The sequence below is a fragment of the Dyella marensis genome (assembly GCF_049532885.1).
Classification (GTDB): Bacteria; Pseudomonadota; Gammaproteobacteria; order Xanthomonadales; family Rhodanobacteraceae; genus Dyella_D; species Dyella_D marensis.
Genome location: NZ_CP064029.1, coordinates 2,282,756 through 2,302,617, shown reverse-complemented (window position 1 = coordinate 2,302,617; position 19,862 = coordinate 2,282,756). Strand labels below are relative to the sequence as shown.

Below are 19,862 nucleotides of genomic sequence, written 5' to 3'. Positions count from 1 at the left end.
GCTCCGTAGAAGCGCTGCCGCGAGCACCCGCCCCTCATCTGCCTGCCGGCATCTTCTCCCCGGAGGGGCGAAGAGTTCGATTAGGTGGGCTTCAACAAGCTTTGATACAGCGCCTCGAACCGCTCCGCCGTATAAACCGCATCCTCATCCACCGCCCGCCGCTGTGCCTCGTACGCCAGCCGCAGGCGCAGTTCCTCATCCTCCAGCACCTGCCGCACCGCGCCGGCCAGCGCCGCATGATCCCCCACCGGCACCGCCAGCGCCGCCGCCGGAGACCACTCGGCCAGGTGGCCCACTGCCGTCCCGACCGTCGGCACGCCGGCCACCGCCGCCTCCAGCAACACCAGCGGCCCGGCCTCGTGCAGCGACGACATCACCAGCAGGTCGGCCGCTTCCATCAGCGGCCGCAGTTCGCGCTGCGTCTTGAAGCCGAGAAAGCGCACCTGCGCATCCAGATCGAGTGCGTGCCGTAGCCGCTGCATCTCGCCATCGAGCGTATCGACGCCGACGATGTCCATCTGGAATGCCACGCCTTGCGCGGCGAGCGCGGCCAAGGCACGCAGCAAGGTCGGCTGATCCTTCACCCGGTTGAGGCTCGCCACATGCAGCAGCCGCGCCGGCCCCGAGGCTCGCCGCCGCGGCGGCAACGGCGGCCACGCCGCCAGATCCACGCCCAGCGGCAAACGCTGCGCCTCGATACCCAAAGCCTGCAGCGATGCCAGGATGGGCGCACTCGCCGCCGTCACCGCCGCCGCGGCGCGCAAGGTCACCGCCTCGCGCGCGCGGCTCACCCATCGCTGCCGCCCGCCATACCGGATCGCGGGCAAGGCGATCAATTCGCCACCGGCGATATGCACCAGGCCAGGGCGGCGCATCAGCTTCGCCGCCGCGATCGCCACCAGGCTGCAGGTGCCGGAGAAAATCGCCTGCACCGCATCGAAGGCCCCGCGCCGGTGCTCGGCCAGGATCGCCGCGATCGCCCGCGAACGCTGCCTGCCATCGCCGATGTTGTGGACCGTCGCACCACGCAGCATCCATGTCGCAGGCTTAGGCTCCTGCCGCAGCACGAACACATGCACCTCATGCCGCCGCGCCAGCTGCCCGATCAAGGCCAGAAACGCCGGAATCACCCGCTCCTCGCCGCCGCGGTCCACGCCGCCCGGCAAGACCAGCGCGAGCTTCATGCCGCCTCCCACGCCGCCGCGCGGGGGCGTCCGGCCAGCAAGGCGGCATAAGCCTCGGCCCAGCGCCGCCCCACCGCCGCGAACGACAGCTCGGCGTCGAAATGCGCGCGCACCTCGGCGCGCGTGGGGCCGGCCGCGGCCATCGCCACCAGCGCATCCGCCAGGCGTCCGGTATCGCCGCAAGGCCACAGGCGGCCGAGGCGGCCATCGCCGCTCAAGGCGCGGAACGAAGGAATATCGGTCAGCACCGGCACCGCGCCGCAGGCCATCGCCTCCAGCGCCGCGTAGCCGCAGCTTTCCGCGCGCGAGCCGGCGACGAAGATATCCGCCGCGCGCTGCAGCAGCTCGACCTTCTCGTGCGGCACCCGCCCCAGCAGATGCACGCGCCCGGCCAGCCAGGGATCGCGCGCGATGCGCGCCTGCACGGCCTCCAGCATCGGCGCGTTGCCGTAGGCGCACCACAGTTGCAGGTCAGGCAGGCGCCGCGCGGCCAGCGCCACGCCGTCGAGTACCGCCAGGGGATCCTTGCCCGCCGCCAGATGCCCCACCCACAGCACGCAGGGATAGCCATGCAGGCCCGTGGCGTAACGCGCCTGGGCGCGGTCGCCCGGCGTAAAGCGGCAACTGGATTCGGGAATCGCGAACACCCGCGTTCCGGGCCGGAAAAGTTTTGCCTCGACAAACGGCGTCGCCAGCGCGGGCGCGGTGAACGCCACGCCCGCGGCCGCCGCATACCAGCGCCGCCACTGCGCGCGCCGCCACCAGCTTGGCGGACGGTTGGCATGGTCCTGCAGCAGAATCGGCAGCCACGGCAGGCGCTTCGACAAGGCATGCGCCTGCGGCGCGAAATCCAGGCCGTGCACGTGCGCCAGTCCGGCGCCGGCACCCACCAGCGCAGCGGCAAGACGCCGCGGACCGTCCTTGCCGTCCAGCGGCAGAAAACGGTACTCGACGCCTGCGCGCACGAATGCCGCCTCGCGTGCCGCATTCTGGATCACCGACACGCGCACGCCCGCCGAAGCCACCGCATCGGCGACATCCGCCAGCGTGTGCCAATGCACCGGCAGGTCGCCGGGTTCGATCTGCGGCGGCGCCGGCACCAGGTTGAGCTGGGCGATATGCACGGCGGGCCTACAGGCTCGACACCTGCGGCAGGCGCAGCTTCACCCAGCGGTTGGCCAGGTTCAGTTCCCACGGCTGGTCGTAGCGGCGATAGCGGTAGCGCCACGAGGCCATGGTGCGCAGGCCGTGTTTCGCCCAGCGCGGCGTGCGCATGTCCTGCACGGTGGGATAGCGGCAGCGCAGCACGGTAACGAAATCGTGGATGCGCTTGCGCATCTTGTCGGTCAGCCAGGGCGCATCGGCGTGGCAGGCATAGTCCACCCACTGCGGCTGCGCCCATTCTTCCGGCGTCGAGGGGAACACCACCGGCTCGCCGTTGAGATCAAGCAGCGGCATCGAGGCGCGCTTGCCGCGGTCGCTCTCGTGCTTGGCGCTTTCCGGCAGCGGCGTATAGACGTAGACGATGATTTCCGAGGCGGGGTTGATCCGCTTCAACTCGCGGATGAACTCGAAGGTGTGCTCGGTTTCTTCTTCGGTATCCACCGGCGGCGCCACCATGAAGGAGAGCTCCGGAATCACGCCGTTGCGCCGGCACAGCTCGGCCACTTCCAGCGTCTGGTCCGGCCGCGTGCCCTTGCGGATTTCCTTGAGCATCTTGCCGCTGGGCGATTCGGCGCCGATATAGGCCATCTTCAGGCGGCTCTTGCGCACCAGCTTCCAGGTGCTCTCGGAAAGATTCAGCAGCGCATCGGCGCGCGCATAGCACCACCACGGCATTTCCAGCTTCGCCATCACTTCCAGCAGCGGGATCATCTCCACTTCGCGGTCGAAGAAGTTGTGGTCGAAGAACTGCACGGAATCGGCGCCAAGCTCGTACTTCAGATACTTCAGGTCCCGCTCCAGCCGCTGCACCGCCGGCAGCGCGGTGGCGCCGCCGAACATGGCGTTGACGCCGCAGAAGGTGCAGCGGAAGCGGCAGCCCAGCGCGGCCTGGTGGCCGGCGGTGCGGCGGCCGAGGAAGGTGCGGGCCAGGTACTGCCGCGGATCGCCGAGCTTGTCGTACGGCAACTGCACCGAGGGGTCGCCGGGCACGAAGTGGCGGTTCGGGTTGTGCACGTGTTCGTCGCCGCGCTTCCACGACAAGCCGGCCACCTTGGCCACCTCGCCCTGCCCGCCCAGCGCCGCGACCAGCTCGGCCATGGTCTGCTCGCCCTGCGCACGGATCGCGTAATCCACGTAAGGCGCGGCCAGCGCGGTATCGGTGTACAGCGTGGGGAAATAGCCGCCCCATACGATCGGCACCTGCGGGTGGCGCTCGCGGATCGCCTTGGAAAGCTCGATCGACGGCGCCAGCTGCGGCCCGCCCATCACGCTCAGGCCCACCGCATCCACGCCGCCCCGGTCCAGCGCCTGCAAAGTGGTGCGGATGAAATCGCGGTCGACATTGCCGTCGACGATGCGGCTGCTGCCGCGCCGGTCCAGCGCGGCGGCCAGGTTCAGCAGGGCCAGCGGAAAGCGTGCGCTGGAGCGCGCGGTAATGGTCGGGTTGATCAGCAGGGTATGGGGCATGGCAGTCGTCACCCGTGCCGGCGCAGGCGGAACACCAGCGCCACCGGCACGTCCAGGGCGATGGGATCGAAACGCGCGTTGGCGGGAATATCGGCGGGATCGAGCATGGGTTCGCGCACCTCCTCGATCGCCAGGTCCAGCGCCGCGCAGGCGCGGTGCCAGTGGCTGTACAGATGCGGCGTGTGCCGTACGGCGTAGCGTTCGCCGCCGGCCTTGAAGTCGCGCAGCCAGCCCAGCGCATGGCCGGTGGGATGGAAATCGCTGCACAGCAGGCTGCCGCCGGGTTTCGTCGCGCGGCGCAGTTCGGCCAGCGCGCGCGGCAGGTCGTCGATATGGCCGAGCACCAGGCCGCTGATGGTGAGGTCGGCGCGGGCATCCTCCACCGGCAGCTCCACCACGCTGCCGCGCAGCAGGGTCAGTTCGGTATCCGGACGCAGATCGGCCAGCTCGCCGTAGGCGCGTTCGAGCATCGGCAAGGAGAGATCCACGCCAGTCAGGCGCGTGGCGCCGCGGCGCGCGACATGGCGCAGATAGCGGCCGCTGCCGCAGCCGGCATCGAGCACCGCCTGCTCGCGCAGGTCGGTGGGCAGCAGCGCGAGCATGGCGCGCTCCTCGGCCCGCATCACCGGGTTGTGCGCAAAGGCCGGGTAGCTGGCGGCCCACAGCGCGTACGCGGCTTCGGGTTCGAGGATGACGGGGCGGGTCATGCCTGCGCTCCCGCCAGCAACGAAGCCGCGCCGGCTGCGGCGAACGCCAGTCCTGGCTCCAGTGCCAGCAGCGCCGGGTCCGCCAGTTCCTTCGCCAGCAGCTTGGGCCGGCCGTCGAGCATCACCGGCACCGCCTCCACGCCCGCTGCGTCGAACCAGCCGGCGAAATCCGGATCGGCGATGCGCGGCACGCCGCCGCGTACCACCGCGCGCAAGTCGGCGCGGCTGAGGCCGACCAGGCTGTCGGCCACCGCGCCGCCGGCATCGGCCACGATCACCATGTCGGCGGGCGCACCGGGAACGAGGCGCCCATGTTCGGGCATGCGCAGCACATCGGCGCCCTGATGCGTGGCCATCGCCAGCAGTGCGTTGCTGTGCAGGCCGCCGACCACCGCGGCCACGCAGAGTTCTTCGAGCAGGTCGCGCGCGCCGCTCAGGCGCGAATCGCTGCCCAGCGCCAGGCGGCCGGCCGCATGCAGCTTGCGCGGATCGAGCGTGCGGCCGAGCAAGGTGAGATTGCTGGCCGGACACCACACCACCGCGGCGCCGCTGGCGATCACCTTGGCGATGTCCTGCTCGCCGAGGCCGACGCCGTGCGCCAGCACGGTGCGTGCATCGAGGCAACCCAGTTGCTCGAGTTGTGCGAGCTCGGCCCGCGCTACATCGTCCGTGCCTTCGGCCAGATGGATCAGCCACGGCGAACCGGCCGGCGTGGCATCGAAGCTCTCGCGCACCGGCGGGCCGTAAGCCCAGCCCAGCGCATAGGCCCAGCCATGGCCGCGCAACAGCGCCACCGGGAAATCCGGCGCATCCAGTGCTTCGTGCCAGGGATCGTGGTGCGCCACGCAGGTCACGCCGGCCAGCAGGTTCTTCAGTGCGCCGTGGCGCAGGCGCAGGTCCTTCGGCAACTGCAGCGCGGCCGCCACTTCCGGCGCGCGGAAATGCGCCTGGAACGCTTCGATCCAGGCGTAGCTGTTGGGAAACGGCTGTCGCCGCGGCAACGGCGGCACGGCATTGACGTGCAGATGCTCGTGCGCGTTGACCAGCCCCGGGAACACCAGGTGTCCGCGCAGGTCGAGCGAAAAACCGCGCACCGGTTGCGCTTCGGCCACGCATCCGTCGCGGATCGCCAGCGGCAGGCGCGAGGTGCCGTCCTCGCTCACCACCGTCCCGCCGTGCAGGATCGCGTCCACGCTCAGCGCCGGCGCATCACGATCAGGAAGTGATCGCCCATGTCGCGCAGCAGCGGCGCCGCGCCCCAGCGATCGTCGAGCAGGCCCAGCCGCTCGTAGCGCGCCGGGTGGCGCCGGTAGCGGTCCACCAGGTACGGCGGCGGCATGAACAGGCTCAGCGCGCGATAGCCCTCCAGCGCGAAGCCTTCGGCAAAGCTGCGGTAGAACTCGCGCGGCAGGTAATAGCGGGTCCAGATGGTGTGGTAGTTCATGCCCACCGCGGTGGCGCCGCGCGCGGCGCGCACGGCCGCGCGGCGGAAGCGGCCGCGCCGCACGTAGTGCGCGATCTCCCACGGGCAGATCCGGCCGATCACCGAGAACACCAGATAACCGCCGGGGCGCACCAGGCGCGCGCATTCGGCGGCGACCGCGGGCAGGTCCAGCGCGCAATTGAGCGGGCCGAAGTTGGAATACATCCCGTCGAACGGGCCTTCGAACAGATCGCCGGTACCGCTGCCGATGCGCGCCAGCTCCTGCACCCCGATATGCGCGGCGCGCACGTCGCCTTCCATGCCCGCGGCGGCGGCGCGGTCGCGCGTACGCTCGACCATGCGCGGCGACCAGTCGGTGGCCAGCACGCGGAAACCGCGCTGGCCGAATTCCACCGCATCGATGCCGGTGCCGCAGCCCAGGTCCACCAGCCGCGAGCCCGGCGCGAACAGGCGCTGCACGGTGTCCCACAGGGTCAGCCGCATGCGCTGGATCAATTCGTTGTTGCCGCGCGGGCCGTCGTAGTCGGCGGCCACGCTGTCGAACGCGCGCTGGGTGTCGAGCAGGCGCGCGTGGTCGAGGGCGGCCGGTTCCAGTTCGTGCGGACTGCTCATTTCCAACGTTGGTTCTCCACTTCAGTTAGGAATCCTTCTACCCGCCGGGGAGAAGGTGGCGGCAGCCGGATGAGGGGTGGGGCTCGCGGAAAGGGATCGACAAGGCGTCGCCCGCTTTCCGCTCCTGCTTCTATGCTCCGCCCGCCCCCTCACCCCAACCCTCTCCCCGGAGGGGAGAGGGGGCTGGCGTTGTGGCTATTGGGTGAGTGCCGCTCAGCCCCGCATCGGTTGCGCCGCGCGCCGCCGCGCATCCAGCGCCACCGCCACGAACAGGCCCAGGCCCAGGCCGCCGAGCAGGCCCACGCCCAGGATCAGCACGCGGTTCGGCGCCACCGGGTGGTCCGGCTGGTAGATCGGCCACGGCATCGAAGTGGCGAACGTGTAGTTGGCGCTCATCCGCGCGGCCAGGTCGCTGCGCGCATTGCGCAGCTCGCGCACCTCGGTGTCCTTGTTCGCCAGCAGCAGGCCGGCGGCCACGGCATTGCCCTGCCCGGCCACGCCATCCTTGCCGGCCGCCTGCTGCAGGCCATCGCGTTCGGCGGTCGCCGTGCGCAGGTCGGCCTGCACTTCGTCCAGGCGCGCCCGCGCCTGCGCCAGGGGCTCGGCCAGCAGCTGGCCGTGGATGGCCTGCAGGCGCTCGACCGTCGCCAGCACCAGGCGCCTGGCCTGTTCCGGGGAGGCCGCGCGCACGCTGAGCTTGATCAGGCCGGCATAGAACGACGGCTCGGCCTTCAGGCTCGCGCGATATCCGCGGGCTTCGGGCGAATTCGCCGCCAGCCCCGCGCTCTGCGTCACCTCGTCCTGGAACGAGCGCGTCTGCAGGCGATCGAGCACGCGCTGGAACGGTTCCGGCCGCGGGTCCTGCCCCGCCGGCGCGGTGCCGACCTGGCCCACCTGCACCCAGGCGGTGGCTTCGTAGCGCGGCTTGGCCAGGAACGCGTAGGCGACGGCCAGCGCCACCACGGCCAGCAGCGCCACGGCGAAACCGCGCCACTGGCGGATGAGCAGGCGCCACAGATCGATCAGGTAGATTTCGTCATGGTGCATGGTGGTCGACTCGGGGCAAGGAGAAGGAAGACGGCGGCCGGCGCGGCAGCCAGGCGGCGAACAGCTGCATCAGCAGGCACAGCGCGATGAAACCCGCGCTCATGAAGGTGTAGGCCTGCGGCGCGAACGGCGCCATCGCGGCGACATAGGCCATGCGCAGGAAGATCAGCAGCGAGAACAGCGAGGTGGACGCGCACAGCCGCCGCGCGCTCCACACCAGCATCGCGTACAGCCCCAGCATCGCCGCCACCGCCCCGGCGGGACCCAGCGCGAGCAGGAACGGGAAATACTCGGTGCCGACATTGATCGTCGGCGAATCCAGCGGAATGCCGGTGCCGGCGGTGACGATGGAACCGCGCAGCGGCACCACCTGGTTCAGCAGGAAATCCGCGTTGTGATACTGCTTGGCCAGCATCGAGGCGAAGTTGTACGGCCCCGCGGTGAGATACAGCAGCAGCCATTTCACGCCCGGCGGCGCTTCGCGGTACAGCGCGCCGAACGGCAGGGTCACGCCCTCCAGCGGCCCCGAACGCAGGATGCCCAGCACCGCGAACAGCACCGCGCCCACCAGCCCCAGCAACAGCACCGCCGGCCACGGCAGGCGCAGCCCGCCCTTGCGCCGCAGCACCAGCACCAGGGCCACCGAGAACAGGCTGGCGAAGATGCGGTTGCGGTCGATCACCAGGATCGGAAACACGATGCCCGCCAGCACCATCGCATAGCGCAGGCCGCGATGGCGCACGCACAGCAACCCCACCGGCGGCAGCACCCAGCACCACGCGGAAAGATGCCGGATATGTTCGCGGCCGCCTTCCATCTGTGCATAGGCGGAAGGTTTATCCAGCAGCGGAATCGGAAACAGCGCCAGGTCCAGCACGCAGAACACCGCCACCAGCGCGCAGAACGCGAAGGCGACCATGGCCTCGCGCGTGCCCGCGTACTCGCGCAGCGCGAAGCGCTCGAACGGCGGCAGGCGCACGCCGCTCAGGGCGTCCAGCGCCAGCATCGCCACCGCGCCGGCGATCAGCAGCAGCACGCCGTCGAGATAGCCTTCCGGCAGGTCGTACGTGAGCAGCGTCGCCCCGCAGGCCAGCAGCATCGGCAGGCCCAGATACGTGGAGGGACGGCGCAACAGGGCTTTCATGCCCGTTCCGCCTGCGGATGCGCCGACGGCAGGCGCAGCTTCGCCAGGCCGCGCAGCGCCAGGCAGGCGGCCATGCGCCAGGCCAGCCGCAGCGGGCGGCGCTGCAGGAAGGCGATCTTGGCGCCGATGAAATGCGCCTGCGCCTTCAGCAGCTGGCGGTCCGGCCCGTCGAACAGTTCCACCCGGCGCAGCGCCACCCGCCGCGACTCGGCCAGATTGGCCACGCGCGTGGCGACGTGGCGGGTCTTGCTCAGGTTGGCGTCGTGCAGGCGGTAGGCGCAGACCGGCCGGTCGATAAAGCCCAGCGCATCGCGCGCGACCAGGCGCAGGAAGAAATCCCAGTCGTCGATACGCAGTTCTTCCGTCCAGCCCGAGATCGCGCCGGGCACGCTACGCCGCAGCAGCGCCACCGGGCCGCCGATCGCCCAGTGGCGGATCACCGCGCGGCGGATGCCGTCGTCGGTGGCGTACTGGCGCTTGTCGGCATGGTGCAGGCTGCGCATGCCGCTTTCGTGCACGCGGTTGCCATAGCAGTCGACCACCACCGAATCGCCCACCACCGCCCATTTGCGCGGATGCGCCTGCAGATAGCGCACCTGCGCCTCCAGGCCGCCGGGCAACAGGAAATCATCGCTGGCGCCGAGCTTGAGGAAGTCGCCGCGCGCCAGCGAAGCCAGCTCGTTGAGCGTGGCCGCCACGCCGCGGTTTTCGCGGCGCCGGTAGACGATCGGCAGCGTGCTTTCGTGCCGCGCGATCCACTGCGCGATCTTGCCCGGCGTGCCGTCGATCGAGCCGTCGTCGATGATCACCACTTCCTTCGCCGGGTAGGGATCCTCCAGCACGCTGTCCAGGCAGCGCAGCACGAAGCGCTCGTGGTTGTGCGCGGGAATCAGCACCGACACCAGCGGCCATTCGCTGCCCATGGCTACAAGCTCCTCAGGTAGCGGCGCGCCACCAGCAGATTGAAGGCGAGATAGAACAGGTAGTTCACCGCGAACGCGTACACGGCGCCGGGCAGCCCGTACCAGCGGGTAAATACGAAGACCAGGGCCAGATAGCTGGCGGCGAAGACGAATTCCGACAGCACGAACAGGCCGGTCATGGCCTTGGCCAGCATCAGGTACGACAGCACGAACGAGACGATCTTGATCACGTCGCCGATCAGCTGCGGCCCGTACAGCGCATTGGCGGCGGCGAAGTCGGCGGTGAACAGCGCGCGCGTCACCCATTCGCGCGCCACGTACACCAGCAGGGCCAGCGTCGCCGCGGCCGGCAGCAGCTGGCGCCAGGCCTGGCCCAGCTCGCGCTTCAGCTCCTCGCGCTCGCGCACCGCGGCCAGCCTGGGCAGGTAGTAGACGTTGATCGCGGTGGTGAGGAACAGCAGGTAGGCGTCCGACACCCGCGTCACCGCCTGCCAGTAGCCCACCTGCTCCCAGCCGAACTGCGCGGCCAGATGGTCGCGCACCGCGATATTGACCAGCGGCGCGCACAGCGCGGAACTGAGCGTCATCAGCGAGAACGTGGCCAGCCGCACGATCATGTCGCGGTCGTAGCCGGCGCGCAGCATGCCGGGGCGGAAATCCGGGCTGCGCCACCACGCCGGCAGGCCGATCGCCAGCCACAGCAGCTGACCCAGCACCAGCGCCAGCAGCGCGCCGTACAGACCCTGCTGCCACGACAGCCACGCCGCCAGCAGGATGCTCAGCGCCGAACCCACCACCTGGATGAACACCAGCCGGCGCACGTCCATGAAGCCGTTGATCACCGCCAGCAGATAGTTGCTTACCGCAATGCCGACCTGCGCGAATGCCAGCACCCGCAGCAGGCCTTCGTAGCGCGCATCGTCCAGCAGCCACAGCGCGAGCTGCCGGCTGAACAGCAAGGCAGCCAGGCCCATCAGAATGGCCGCGCACAGCGCATAGCCCAGCGCCGCGCGCAGCAGGCGCGCCAGGCGTTCCGGATCGTCGCGGTATTCGGCCACGTATTTGACGATGGCCGCGCTGATCCCGCCGCCGGCCAGCACCGCCAGCAGCGACATCAGGCTCATGAACTGGCCGAGCTTGCCGACGCCGTCCGGCCCGGCCGCCCACGCCACCAGCTTCACCACCACCAGGCCCGCGAGCAGGCGCGCGGCGGTGCCGATGGCGCTGTACAGGCCGGCGCGGGCGATGCTCATGCGCTGCCCTTGAAGCTGCGGCAGGCGGCGATCACGCGTTCCACCGCCGCGTCGTCCAGCGCCGGATTCAGCGGCAGGCTCAGCACTTCCGCATGCAGCCGCTCGGCCACCGGCAGCTGCAGGCGATGCCATTGCGCATAGGCGGGCTGGCGATGCGCCGGCACCGGGTAATGCACCTGGGTGTGGATGCCGTGCGCCTGCAGATGGCGCTGCAAGGCATCGCGCCGCCGGCTGCGCACCACGAACAGATGCCAGACGTGGCCTTCCTCGCGCGCCACCGGCGGCAACGCGATGGCCGGGTTGTCGATGCCTTCGCAATAGCGCCGCGCGATGCGGCGGCGGAGCAGGATCTCTTCGTCCAGATGCGCCAGCTTCACCCGCAGCAGCGCGGCCTGCATTTCGTCCAGGCGCGAATTCACGCCCTGGAACTGGTGCTGATACTTGGTTTCCGAGCCGTAGTTGCGCAAGGCCGCGACACGGCGCGCCAGCGCATCGTCGCTGGTGGTGACCGCGCCGCCGTCGCCGAGCGCGCCGAGGTTCTTGGTCGGGAAAAAGCTGAAGGCCGCCGCATCGCCGAAGGCACCGGCCTTGCAACCATCGAGCGATGCGCCATGCGCCTGCGCGGCATCCTCGATCAGCAGCAGTCCGCGGCGGCGCGCCAAGGCGGCCAGCGCCGGCATCTCGGCCAGCTGCCCATACAGATGCACCGCGATGATGGCGCGCGTGCGCGGCCCGATCGCCTGCTCCACCTGGGCCGGATCGAGATTGAAGGTCAGCGGATCCGGCTCCACCGGCACCGGCACCAGCCCGCTCTGGCTCACCGCCAGGAAGGTGGCGATAAAGGTGTTGGCGGGCACGATCACCTCGTCGCCCTCGCGCAGCGCACCCAGGCCGCGCCAAGCACGCAGGATCAGCGCCAGCGCATCCAGCCCGTTGCCCACGCCCAGCGCATGGCGCACGCCGCAGTAGTCGGCGAACTCGCGCTCGAACGCTTCCAGCTCCGCGCCCAGGATGTACCAGCCCGAGTCGATCACGCGCGCGGCCGCGGCTTTCAGCGCCTCGGCGTAGCGCGCGTTGACCGCCTGCAGGTCGAAGAACGGGACGCTCATGCGAACTCCCATTCGTAGCAATCGTGCACCGCGGCGCGCGCGCCGAAGCGCTCCTTCTGCGCGACCAGCCCGGCGTTCAGCACGCGCCCGGCCTGCTCGGTGGAGATGCCGAAGCTGAAGTGGCGCTTGTGCGCATAGCTGTGCTCGATCAGTTCGGCCAGCAGCAGGCTCAGCGCATGGCGCTGGCGGCCGGCTTCGGAGGCGGCCAGGTATTGGGTATGGGCTGCAGGACCGAGGTCGTAGACGAGCGCGGCGGCCAGCACTTCGTGTTCGTCCACCACTTCGTGCAGCACGATCTGCTGCGGGAAACGGCCCTGCAGCAGGCGCAGCTCGGCCAGCGAATGGACCGGCGTGGCTTGGTGCCTGGCCAGTACGTCCGTCAGCAGCGCGTGGAAGGGTGCGAGATCGCCGCCGGTACGCATACTCAGCCCGGCCTTGCGTGCCTTGCTCACCGCACGGCGGCGCTCGTCGGTGAATTCGAACGGCTCGCGCAATGCGATTACCGAAGACAGGTCGCGCCGCACCAGCCGGGCGCCCAGGCGATGCAGCGCATAGAGATCTTCTTCCGCGGGATAAGCATGGAATACATGTGGCACGGCCTTGTAGAGCAGCCGCTTCGCACCCAGGGCGCGGTAGTGCCCGGCGATCTTTTCGAATGCTTCCAGCGCCGCCTCGGCGCGCAGCGCCCGCGAGCTGATCAGCCCCGCATAGGTCAGCCCGCCATGGCTGCTGACCTGCTCGCCGTCGCGGTTGGCCGGCAGCACGGCGACCGGCTCGCCGTCCTTCTCGATCAGCAGCGAGGCGTCAGCGAAGCGCTCGGCGTGATAGTCCATGTAGCCGCGCCGGTGCAGCAGGTTGCCGTTGCGCGAACGCGCCACCAGCGCATCCCAGGCCGCGGCGTCGGCGGGCGTGTAAGGCTTAACCGAGAGCATGCGCGCCCTCCGCGATGGCCTGGTCCGCCTTGCCTTCGAACGTAGCCTCGGCCAGGCCGAAGCCGGCCATGCCCATATCGTTACCGTTGTAGAACATCAGCAGCTTGCTGCCGTGGCGCAGCAGCGCCGGATAGCTCAGCGCGCGCGCATCCCAGCCGTCGCGGGACGGCGCGATACCCAGCGCCTCGTCGTGGCGTTCCCAATGCACGCCGTCGTCGCTGAACGCCACGCCGGGCTGATAGCGCCCCGCGCGGTCGCCCCAGGTGAAGTACATGACGTAGCCGCCGCCGAGCCGGTAGACCCGCGGCCGCCCGATGCGGTATTCGTCGCCGCGGGGCAGCAGGCAGATGCGGTCGCCGCGCGGGATGGCGCTGAGGTCGCGCGTCTCGGTGCAGCAGATGTGATAGCGCGGAAACGGCCGGCCACCGATCGATTCCCAGTCGTCGCCTACCGCGTACCACAGGCGCCACAGGCCTTGCTCGTAATGCGCGCTGTGGATGGCGGCGATGGTGCTGCGGCGCGGCGCGCGGTCCAGGATCGGCGTCTCCTGCACGCGCTGGAAGCGCTGCCCGCCGTCGGTGGACAGCGCCAGTCCGCTGAAGGCGAGGAACTTGGCCTTGGCCACTTGCTGGAAGCCCACGTAGAACAGATGCAGCCCGCCGGGTGCATCCACCACGTCGCCCAGGATCATGCCGTTGTCGTCGAAGCAGCCGCCACGGCCGACATCCAGCGCCGGCCTGGCGCTGACGCCGAGCACGCGCGTGGGCTCTGCCGCCGCCAGGTCGACATAGCCGAGCCGGCTGACGCCGGCATCGTCGCGAAAGCCCGCATAGACGCGGATGCGCTCCTCGTCGAGCCGCCACGGCGTGGGCGTCAGCGCCGAATGGCGCATCCAGCCGCCGACGCCCTGGCGCGCCACGTCGAAGACCAGTCCGCGCTTGGTCCAGGCGAGTGGGATGGCGGCAGGCATGCGCGCTAGAACCTCACATCCAGGCTGGAGCGGTCCGGCAAGGCGCGCGCAGGCGAGCCGACGTAGACCTTGCCCGGTTCGGTATCGCGCACCACCAGGGCGCCGGAGCCGATCACATTGTCGGCCGCCACTTTCACGCCGTCGTTGAAGGTGGCGTTGACGCCGACGAAGCTGCTTTCGCCGATGTCGCAGAAGCCCGAGATCACCGCGTGCGAGGCGACGAACACATGGTCGCGCACCACCGTGCGGTGCCCGACGTGGTTGCCGCTCCACAGGATGCAGTTGTTGCCCACTGTGACGAAGGGCTGGATCACGTTGTGCTCGAAGATGAAGCTGTTCTCGCCGATCTCCACATTGCGCCAGACGAAGGCGCGGCTGCTCACGTAGCTGGCGAAGCGGTAGCCCCTGGCCTTGGCGTCGAGATAGAAACGCGTGCGCAGGCGGTTGAGGCCCGTGGCGGGAATCGCCACGAACAACTCGGCGTCGCCGGGTGCGTAGCGCGAGGCAAGCTCCTCGTAAGCCAGCACCGGGCGGCCTTCCAGCTCGGTGTCCTTCAGGTGTGCGCGTTCTACGCTGAAGGCGACCACGTCGTAGTCGCTGTCGTGCTCGAAGTATTCGAGCGCGATCCGCGCCATCTCGCCCGCGCCGATCAGCACCAGCGGCCGGCTCATGCCACCGCGCCCCCGAGGCGGCGGAAACCATTGGCTTCGCGCAGGAATTCGTCGTAGTCGGTGATGTAGTCGGCCGGGTCGTAGAACTGGTCGGCCAGCACCATCAGCACGCAGTCGTCGCTGAAGCCGTACAGCTCGCGCCACACCATGTCGCCCAGCAGCAGGCCCTGGCTCGGGTCGTTCAGCACCACCTCGACCGGGCCGGTGCCGTCGTCCAGCAGGATGGTCACCGAGCCGCGCACGGCCACCGCCAGCTGCTTGAGGTGGCGGTGCGCATGGCGGCCGCGGTGCACGTTCGGCTCGGTGGCGTACACGTAGTACACCCGCCGGATCTCGAACGGCACGTTGCGCTCCTGTTCCAAGGCCACGAGCATGCCGCCGTGGTCGCCGTGCTGCTGAAACTGGATGCGTTCGATGTCCATCGTGGCTGGCTCTTCGCTCGTGTGAGAACGACCTGTTCGAGGCTGAGTGCCGGTGGCGCCGGGAAAGGTTGCAGCGATGCATTCCATCCCAGCGACAACCTGCTCCCTCTCCCCTGCGGGGAGAGGGTTGGGGTGAGGGGCCGGGCGGAGCGGAAAGCGAACGGTCTTCTCAAGCTCCAGAGCTTTTTCTGTGCTTCGTAAAAACACTGTGGCTAGAGCGTCCCCCTCACCCCAGCCCTCTCCCCGCAGGGGAGAGGGAGCAAGTTGTCGCAACCTTTTTGGCTCGATCCAGCACCTACGCCTCGACACGACGCGCGGGGATCGCCGGATGGGTTCGAGGTACCAGGACAAGGCCGACATGCCGATGCCGGGCAGCACGCCCGCCGTCGGCGGCCGCACGGAAACGCAGGAGCCGCTGCGCCGCCCGCGCGGCATGGCGATCCTGCACTGGAGCACGGTGCTGCTGCTGATCGCCGCCGCCGCCTTCGCGCTGACCCGCGACGAAGTCGCCGGCCGCGTCGCGCGCCAATGGCTGCTGGAAGGCCATCGCCATACCGGCCTGCTGGTGCTGCTGCTGGCGGTGCTGCGCATCGGCCTGCGCCTGCGTCACGGGCGCCTGCCGCAGGCCGTCCATTCGCGCGTCATCCGCATCGCCGCGTGGCTCACCCATGCCGCGCTGTATCTGATCCTGCTCGCGCTGCCGCTGGTCGGATGGGCGCTGAGCAATGCCGAGGGCAAGCCGGTGACGCTGTTCGGCGCCGCCCTGCCCGCGCTGGTGGCGGACGACGAAGACCTCGCCGACGCCCTGCTCGTATGGCACCAGGACATCGCCTGGTCCTTGCTCGCCCTGGTGCTGCTGCATATCGGCGCCGCGCTCTATCACCACTTCGTGCGGCGCGACGACGTGCTGCGCGCGATGTGGCCGTGGCGTTCGCGCTGAATCCTTCGCCGTAACCCCTCGCGCAAGTCCCCCATCCCGACACACCAAGGAGGTTTCATGCTGTCTCTGCCGTATCGCCGGATGGCGCGCCGCACGCGGAACATGACCGTGCTGTACGGCGTGGGCGCCGCCTTCTCGCTGGCCTGCACCACCGCGCAGGCCATTCCCGTTTATGCCCGCCAGACCGGCGCCGCCTGCGCCGACTGCCACGCCGGCTCCTATGGCCCGGCGCTCACGCCCTACGGCATGCGCTTCAAGCTCAACGGCTATACCGACACCGACGGCAAGGGCTTCAAGATCCCGGTGGCCGCGCAGCTGATCGGCACGCGCTCGGTGCCGGCGCGCGGCGAGAGCTCCAACCGGCTGACCGAAGCGGACGTCTATCTGGCCGGACGCCTGACCGAGCAGGTCGGCGGCTATGTGAAGGTGACCAGCAACAACGACGGCCACAACCGCTTCGACACCAAGCTGAGCGACGTGGACCTGCGCTTCGTCGCCAAGGAGCTGAAGCTCGGCGGCAAGGACCTCACGCTGGGCGTGAGCGTCAACAACAATCCCGGTTTCCAGGATCCGATCGCCGCCCTGCCCGCGGCATCTTCGCTGGGTCCGCCGGGCGTGACCGGCACCGTGCTCAATCCGTCCAGCCCGAATGCGCCGGCCAACCGCGTGTTCGGCGCCACCGTGTACGGCTTGTACGACTCGCGCTGGTACGGCGAGCTGGGCACCTACAACTCGATGCAGCGCTCCACCCAGGACCGCCTCGGCTACAACCCCAATGGCGACCCGGGCAAGCTGCACGACACCGGCTATGCGCGCTTCGCCTACATGCGCGACATGCGGCGGCAGTTCTTCTCCGCGGGCGTGGTCGCGCTCACCACCAAGCGCGAGCTGCCGCGCACCGGCGGCCCGATGGACCGGCTCACCGACCTGGGCTACGACCTCACCTACCAGTTCCTCGGCAACCGCGAGCACATCGTGCAGCTGAGCTACGTGAACATCCTGGAGCGGCGCAAATACGGCAGCACGCCGGCCAGCCCGATCGCGCCGGGCCTGCTGGCCAAGCCGCGCGGCACGGTGCACGACCAGACCCTGACCGTGGCCTACACCTTCAAGCAGAGCTACACCCTGCTGTTCTCGCACCTGGTCAGCACCGGCTCGCGCGACGACGCGCGCTTCGTCCCCTACGGCGTGCCGGATACCACCGCCAACCTGGTCAGCCTGTACTGGGCGCCGTTCGGCAAGGACGACTCGTACACGTCCATGGCCAATCTCAAGCTCGCCGCCAACTGGTTCCGCTTCACCCGCTTCAACGGCGCCCGCGACAACATCTTCGGCGCGCCGGGCACCAATGCACGCGACTTCAATGCCTTCTCCCTTACCGCCGCCGTGGCGTTCTGACCGGATCCGATGCGTGAAGACCTCAAGCCTTAAGCGAAACCTTCGAAACCTCGCCCTCGCCGCGCTGGCCTGCGCCTGGATGGCGGCCTCGCCGGCCTTCGCCGGCGATGCGTCGGCCGGCGCCGACGTGTTCAAGAGCGAATGCGCCGAGTGCCACAGCATCAAGGAGGGCCGCAACAAGAAAGGCCCCAGCCTGTTCGGCGTGCTGGGCCGCAAGGCGGCGACGGTGCCGGACTATGAGTACTCCGATGCGCTGCGTGCGCAGTCGTCATGGGTGTGGACACCGGAACAACTGCACAGTTATCTCGCTCAACCGGCCAAGCGCGCCAATCCCGGTACGAAAATGAAATACGATGGGCTGAACGATGCAAAACAGCTCGACGATCTCATTTCCTACCTGGGCACGCTCCACTGACGACACGTTCCGCCGCTGTATGTACTGCCTTGCCGCTACGCCGGATGCTTCCCGGCGTGGCGGCCCTCTGCATGGCGCTGCCGCTGCATGCGGGCACGCTCGGCGGCGGCATCGCACTGAGTTCGCAGCTGGTCGACCGCGGCCAGGCCATCACCAGGGCCACGCCAGTGCTGCAGGGCGTGCTGTCGTGGACCACGCCGGACGGCTGGGCGCTGGGGCTTTCCGCCAGCGCCCAGGCACGCTCGCCGGGAGGCATGGTGGAAGCGATGGGCCAGGTCGCGCACTACTGGACGCTGTCGGACGACTGGTCCATGCAGGCCAGCGCCATCTACTACAAATACCCCATGCGCAGCCGCTTCTTCGACCGCGGCGAAGGCGGACTGCACTGGACGTACCGCGACGTGCTCACCTTCGGCGTGTCGGCCACCCGCTTCACCCACGCCGACCACGAGCGCACCCGGCCGGGCGCGGATGCCACCTTTCACTGGCCGCTGACCGAAGAACTGTCGCTGTCGGTGGGCGCCGGCGTGGCCAAGTCCTATTTCGACCCCTACCCCTATTACCGCTACGGCCATGCCGGCCTGGCCTGGACCCGGGGCGCGTGGCGGATGGAGCTGGACCGGGTGGCGGCGGATGTGAAGACGCCCCGCTACTGGCGTTCACGTTCGCCCGAGGCGGAGCCCTGGGTGGCGACCGTGCTCTGGTCGTTCTGACCGCTTGCGACGGATCCCAACCCCGGCGCAACCTTTTCCTATCCGGTCGGCACTCATGGGGACAGCCACGCCGCCCTCAGACCGGTGACCTGACGATCATGAACGAAGCCGATATCGAAGCCGATGCCACCGACCGCGCGCTGTTGCAGCGCATGGCGGCGGGCGACCGCGTGGCCCTGGCCACGCTGTACCGCGGCTATCACGGCCGCCTGACCCGCTTTCTGACGCGCCTGACCCGGCGGCCGGACGTGATCGAGGAAGTCATCAACGACTGCTTCTGGATCGCCTGGCAGAAGGCCGGCACCTTCCAGGGCGATTCGCGGGTATCCACCTGGATCATGGGCATCGCCTACCGCTGCGGCCTGAAGGCCCTGCGCCAGCATGGCGACGAGCCGATCGAGGACGACGCCCTGTACGGCGACCGCGCCCCCAGCCACGACCCCAGCGAAGACCACGAACTGCGCGATTGGCTGGGCAAGGCGCTGGAGCGCCTCACCGTCGACCAGCGCGTGGTGCTGGAGCTGGTCTACGGCGTGGGCCATTCGCTCAACGACGTGGCCGTGATCATGCAGTGCCCGGTGGGCACGGTGAAGGCGCGGCTTTTTCACGCGCGGGTGCGCCTGCGCAATGTGTTGCCGGACCTTGCCGGCGAATCCTCAGCGCACGTTGGAGGTGCGCCATGACGTTTTCGATCAACGCCAGCCGGGATTGCGCCCGCGCCTGGGAAGCCATGCCCTGGGTGCTGCAAGGCAACGCCTCGCCGGAGCAGGCCGAATGGCTGGACGGCCATCTCGCGCAGTGCGCGGCCTGCCGCGCCGAATACGCGCAGCAGATCCGCCTGCGCGACGCGCTGGCGCTGCCGGCCGATGTCGCGGTGGACGCCAACGCCGGCCTGAAGCATCTGCTCGACCGCCTGGACGCGCACGACGCCGAAGCCGCCGCGCCCGCCAGGGCACGCGCGCGCAGCAGCGGCTGGCTGCTGCGCGGCCTGGCCGCCGCGGTGCTGCTGCAGGCGCTGGGCATCGGCATCCTCGGCCTGAAGCTGTATCGCGAACAGGGCGCGGCGGACTACCGCACCTACAGCAGCCAGGACGGCGCCGCCGCGCCGGCCGGGGCGATCCGCGTGATCCCGGATGCCAGCATGAAGGTGGTGGACTGGAATGCCGCGGTGCATGCGCTGCACCTGCAGGTGGTGGGCGGCCCCAACACCGTGGGCGCCTACACCGTGGTGGCCGCCGACACCGCCACCACCCAGGCCGAAGTGGTGCGCCAGCTGCGCGCCACGCGCGGCATCCGCATGGCCGAGCCGGTGGCCTCGGTCCCGTGAAAGCGACGCTGCGCGCCTGC

At 69.6% G+C, this 19,862-nt stretch carries 21 protein-coding genes; 6 read left to right on the top strand and 15 right to left on the bottom strand.

What is annotated here, in order from left to right:
• Positions 1-80: 80 nt before the first annotated feature.
• From ISN75_RS10165 to ISN75_RS10095, 15 genes are all read right to left on the bottom strand, one after another.
• Entirely contained in the window at positions 81-1,184 is a 1,104-nt protein-coding gene (locus ISN75_RS10165) for a glycosyltransferase family 4 protein (protein WP_343821169.1), read from the bottom strand.
• Positions 1,181-2,308 carry a glycosyltransferase family 4 protein gene (locus tag ISN75_RS10160; RefSeq protein WP_343821171.1) on the bottom strand — a complete coding sequence of 376 codons (1,128 nt, stop codon included), beginning with the start codon at positions 2,306-2,308 and terminating at the stop codon, positions 1,181-1,183. The genes ISN75_RS10165 and ISN75_RS10160 overlap by 4 nt, the downstream gene beginning before the upstream one ends.
• Before the next feature lie 7 nt (positions 2,309-2,315).
• Positions 2,316-3,815, bottom strand: coding sequence for a B12-binding domain-containing radical SAM protein (locus ISN75_RS10155; RefSeq protein WP_168647471.1), 1,500 nt, complete (start codon positions 3,813-3,815; stop codon positions 2,316-2,318).
• 8 nt (positions 3,816-3,823) lie between these two features.
• The gene (locus ISN75_RS10150) at positions 3,824-4,522 is read right to left on the bottom strand and encodes a class I SAM-dependent methyltransferase (protein ID WP_343821173.1); all 699 of its coding nucleotides are present in this window, start codon (positions 4,520-4,522) and stop codon (positions 3,824-3,826) included.
• Complete coding sequence (locus ISN75_RS10145) at positions 4,519-5,721, bottom strand: amidohydrolase family protein (protein WP_423385168.1); 1,203 nt, start codon at positions 5,719-5,721, stop codon at positions 4,519-4,521. The genes ISN75_RS10150 and ISN75_RS10145 overlap by 4 nt, the downstream gene beginning before the upstream one ends.
• Positions 5,718-6,584, bottom strand: coding sequence for a class I SAM-dependent methyltransferase (locus ISN75_RS10140; protein WP_423385149.1), 867 nt, complete (start codon positions 6,582-6,584; stop codon positions 5,718-5,720). The genes ISN75_RS10145 and ISN75_RS10140 overlap by 4 nt, the downstream gene beginning before the upstream one ends.
• A 207-nt stretch (positions 6,585-6,791) precedes the next feature.
• On the bottom strand, positions 6,792-7,625 hold the full coding sequence (locus tag ISN75_RS10135) for a Wzz/FepE/Etk N-terminal domain-containing protein (protein WP_343821175.1): 834 nt from the start codon (positions 7,623-7,625) through the stop codon (positions 6,792-6,794).
• Entirely contained in the window at positions 7,615-8,769 is a 1,155-nt protein-coding gene (locus ISN75_RS10130; RefSeq protein ID WP_343821177.1) for a hypothetical protein, read from the bottom strand. The genes ISN75_RS10135 and ISN75_RS10130 overlap by 11 nt, the downstream gene beginning before the upstream one ends.
• Positions 8,766-9,692 (bottom strand): glycosyltransferase family 2 protein, encoded by a 927-nt coding sequence (locus ISN75_RS10125; RefSeq protein ID WP_343821179.1) that lies wholly within the window; start codon positions 9,690-9,692, stop codon positions 8,766-8,768. The genes ISN75_RS10130 and ISN75_RS10125 overlap by 4 nt, the downstream gene beginning before the upstream one ends.
• 2 nt (positions 9,693-9,694) lie before the next feature.
• Positions 9,695-10,945, bottom strand: coding sequence for an O-antigen translocase (locus tag ISN75_RS10120; protein ID WP_343821180.1), 1,251 nt, complete (start codon positions 10,943-10,945; stop codon positions 9,695-9,697).
• Positions 10,942-12,054 carry a DegT/DnrJ/EryC1/StrS family aminotransferase gene (locus ISN75_RS10115; protein ID WP_168647477.1) on the bottom strand — a complete coding sequence of 371 codons (1,113 nt, stop codon included), beginning with the start codon at positions 12,052-12,054 and terminating at the stop codon, positions 10,942-10,944. Before ISN75_RS10115 ends, ISN75_RS10120 begins: the two co-directional genes overlap by 4 nt.
• Complete coding sequence (locus tag ISN75_RS10110; RefSeq protein WP_343821182.1) at positions 12,051-12,986, bottom strand: GNAT family N-acetyltransferase; 936 nt, start codon at positions 12,984-12,986, stop codon at positions 12,051-12,053. The genes ISN75_RS10115 and ISN75_RS10110 overlap by 4 nt, the downstream gene beginning before the upstream one ends.
• Positions 12,973-13,956, bottom strand: a complete 984-nt coding sequence (locus ISN75_RS10105) for a hypothetical protein (protein WP_343821183.1) — start codon at positions 13,954-13,956, stop codon at positions 12,973-12,975. Before ISN75_RS10105 ends, ISN75_RS10110 begins: the two co-directional genes overlap by 14 nt.
• 5 nt (positions 13,957-13,961) lie before the next feature.
• Positions 13,962-14,627, bottom strand: a complete 666-nt coding sequence (locus ISN75_RS10100) for an acetyltransferase (RefSeq protein ID WP_343821185.1) — start codon at positions 14,625-14,627, stop codon at positions 13,962-13,964.
• Positions 14,624-15,049, bottom strand: coding sequence for a sugar 3,4-ketoisomerase (locus tag ISN75_RS10095; RefSeq protein ID WP_167257393.1), 426 nt, complete (start codon positions 15,047-15,049; stop codon positions 14,624-14,626). Before ISN75_RS10095 ends, ISN75_RS10100 begins: the two co-directional genes overlap by 4 nt.
• 364 nt (positions 15,050-15,413) lie before the next feature.
• Here ISN75_RS10095 and ISN75_RS10090 point away from each other — a divergent pair, with 364 nt between their 5' ends.
• The 6 genes from ISN75_RS10090 (at position 15,414) to ISN75_RS10065 (ending at position 19,842) form a co-directional block, all read left to right on the top strand.
• A complete protein-coding gene (locus ISN75_RS10090) occupies positions 15,414-15,989 on the top strand; it encodes a cytochrome b (protein ID WP_423385167.1) in 576 nt (191 codons plus the stop codon).
• 57 nt (positions 15,990-16,046) lie between these two features.
• Positions 16,047-17,387, top strand: coding sequence for a cytochrome C (locus tag ISN75_RS10085; RefSeq protein ID WP_167257394.1), 1,341 nt, complete (start codon positions 16,047-16,049; stop codon positions 17,385-17,387).
• Between the two features lie 79 nt (positions 17,388-17,466).
• Positions 17,467-17,802, top strand: a complete 336-nt coding sequence (locus ISN75_RS10080; RefSeq protein ID WP_167257484.1) for a c-type cytochrome — start codon at positions 17,467-17,469, stop codon at positions 17,800-17,802.
• A 56-nt stretch (positions 17,803-17,858) separates the two neighbouring features.
• Positions 17,859-18,515, top strand: coding sequence for a hypothetical protein (locus ISN75_RS10075; RefSeq protein WP_243868193.1), 657 nt, complete (start codon positions 17,859-17,861; stop codon positions 18,513-18,515).
• A 98-nt stretch (positions 18,516-18,613) separates the two neighbouring features.
• Entirely contained in the window at positions 18,614-19,198 is a 585-nt protein-coding gene (locus ISN75_RS10070) for an RNA polymerase sigma factor (RefSeq protein WP_167257396.1), read from the top strand.
• Positions 19,195-19,842, top strand: a complete 648-nt coding sequence (locus tag ISN75_RS10065; protein ID WP_167257397.1) for a zf-HC2 domain-containing protein — start codon at positions 19,195-19,197, stop codon at positions 19,840-19,842. Before ISN75_RS10070 ends, ISN75_RS10065 begins: the two co-directional genes overlap by 4 nt.
• Positions 19,843-19,862: the final 20 nt, after the last annotated feature.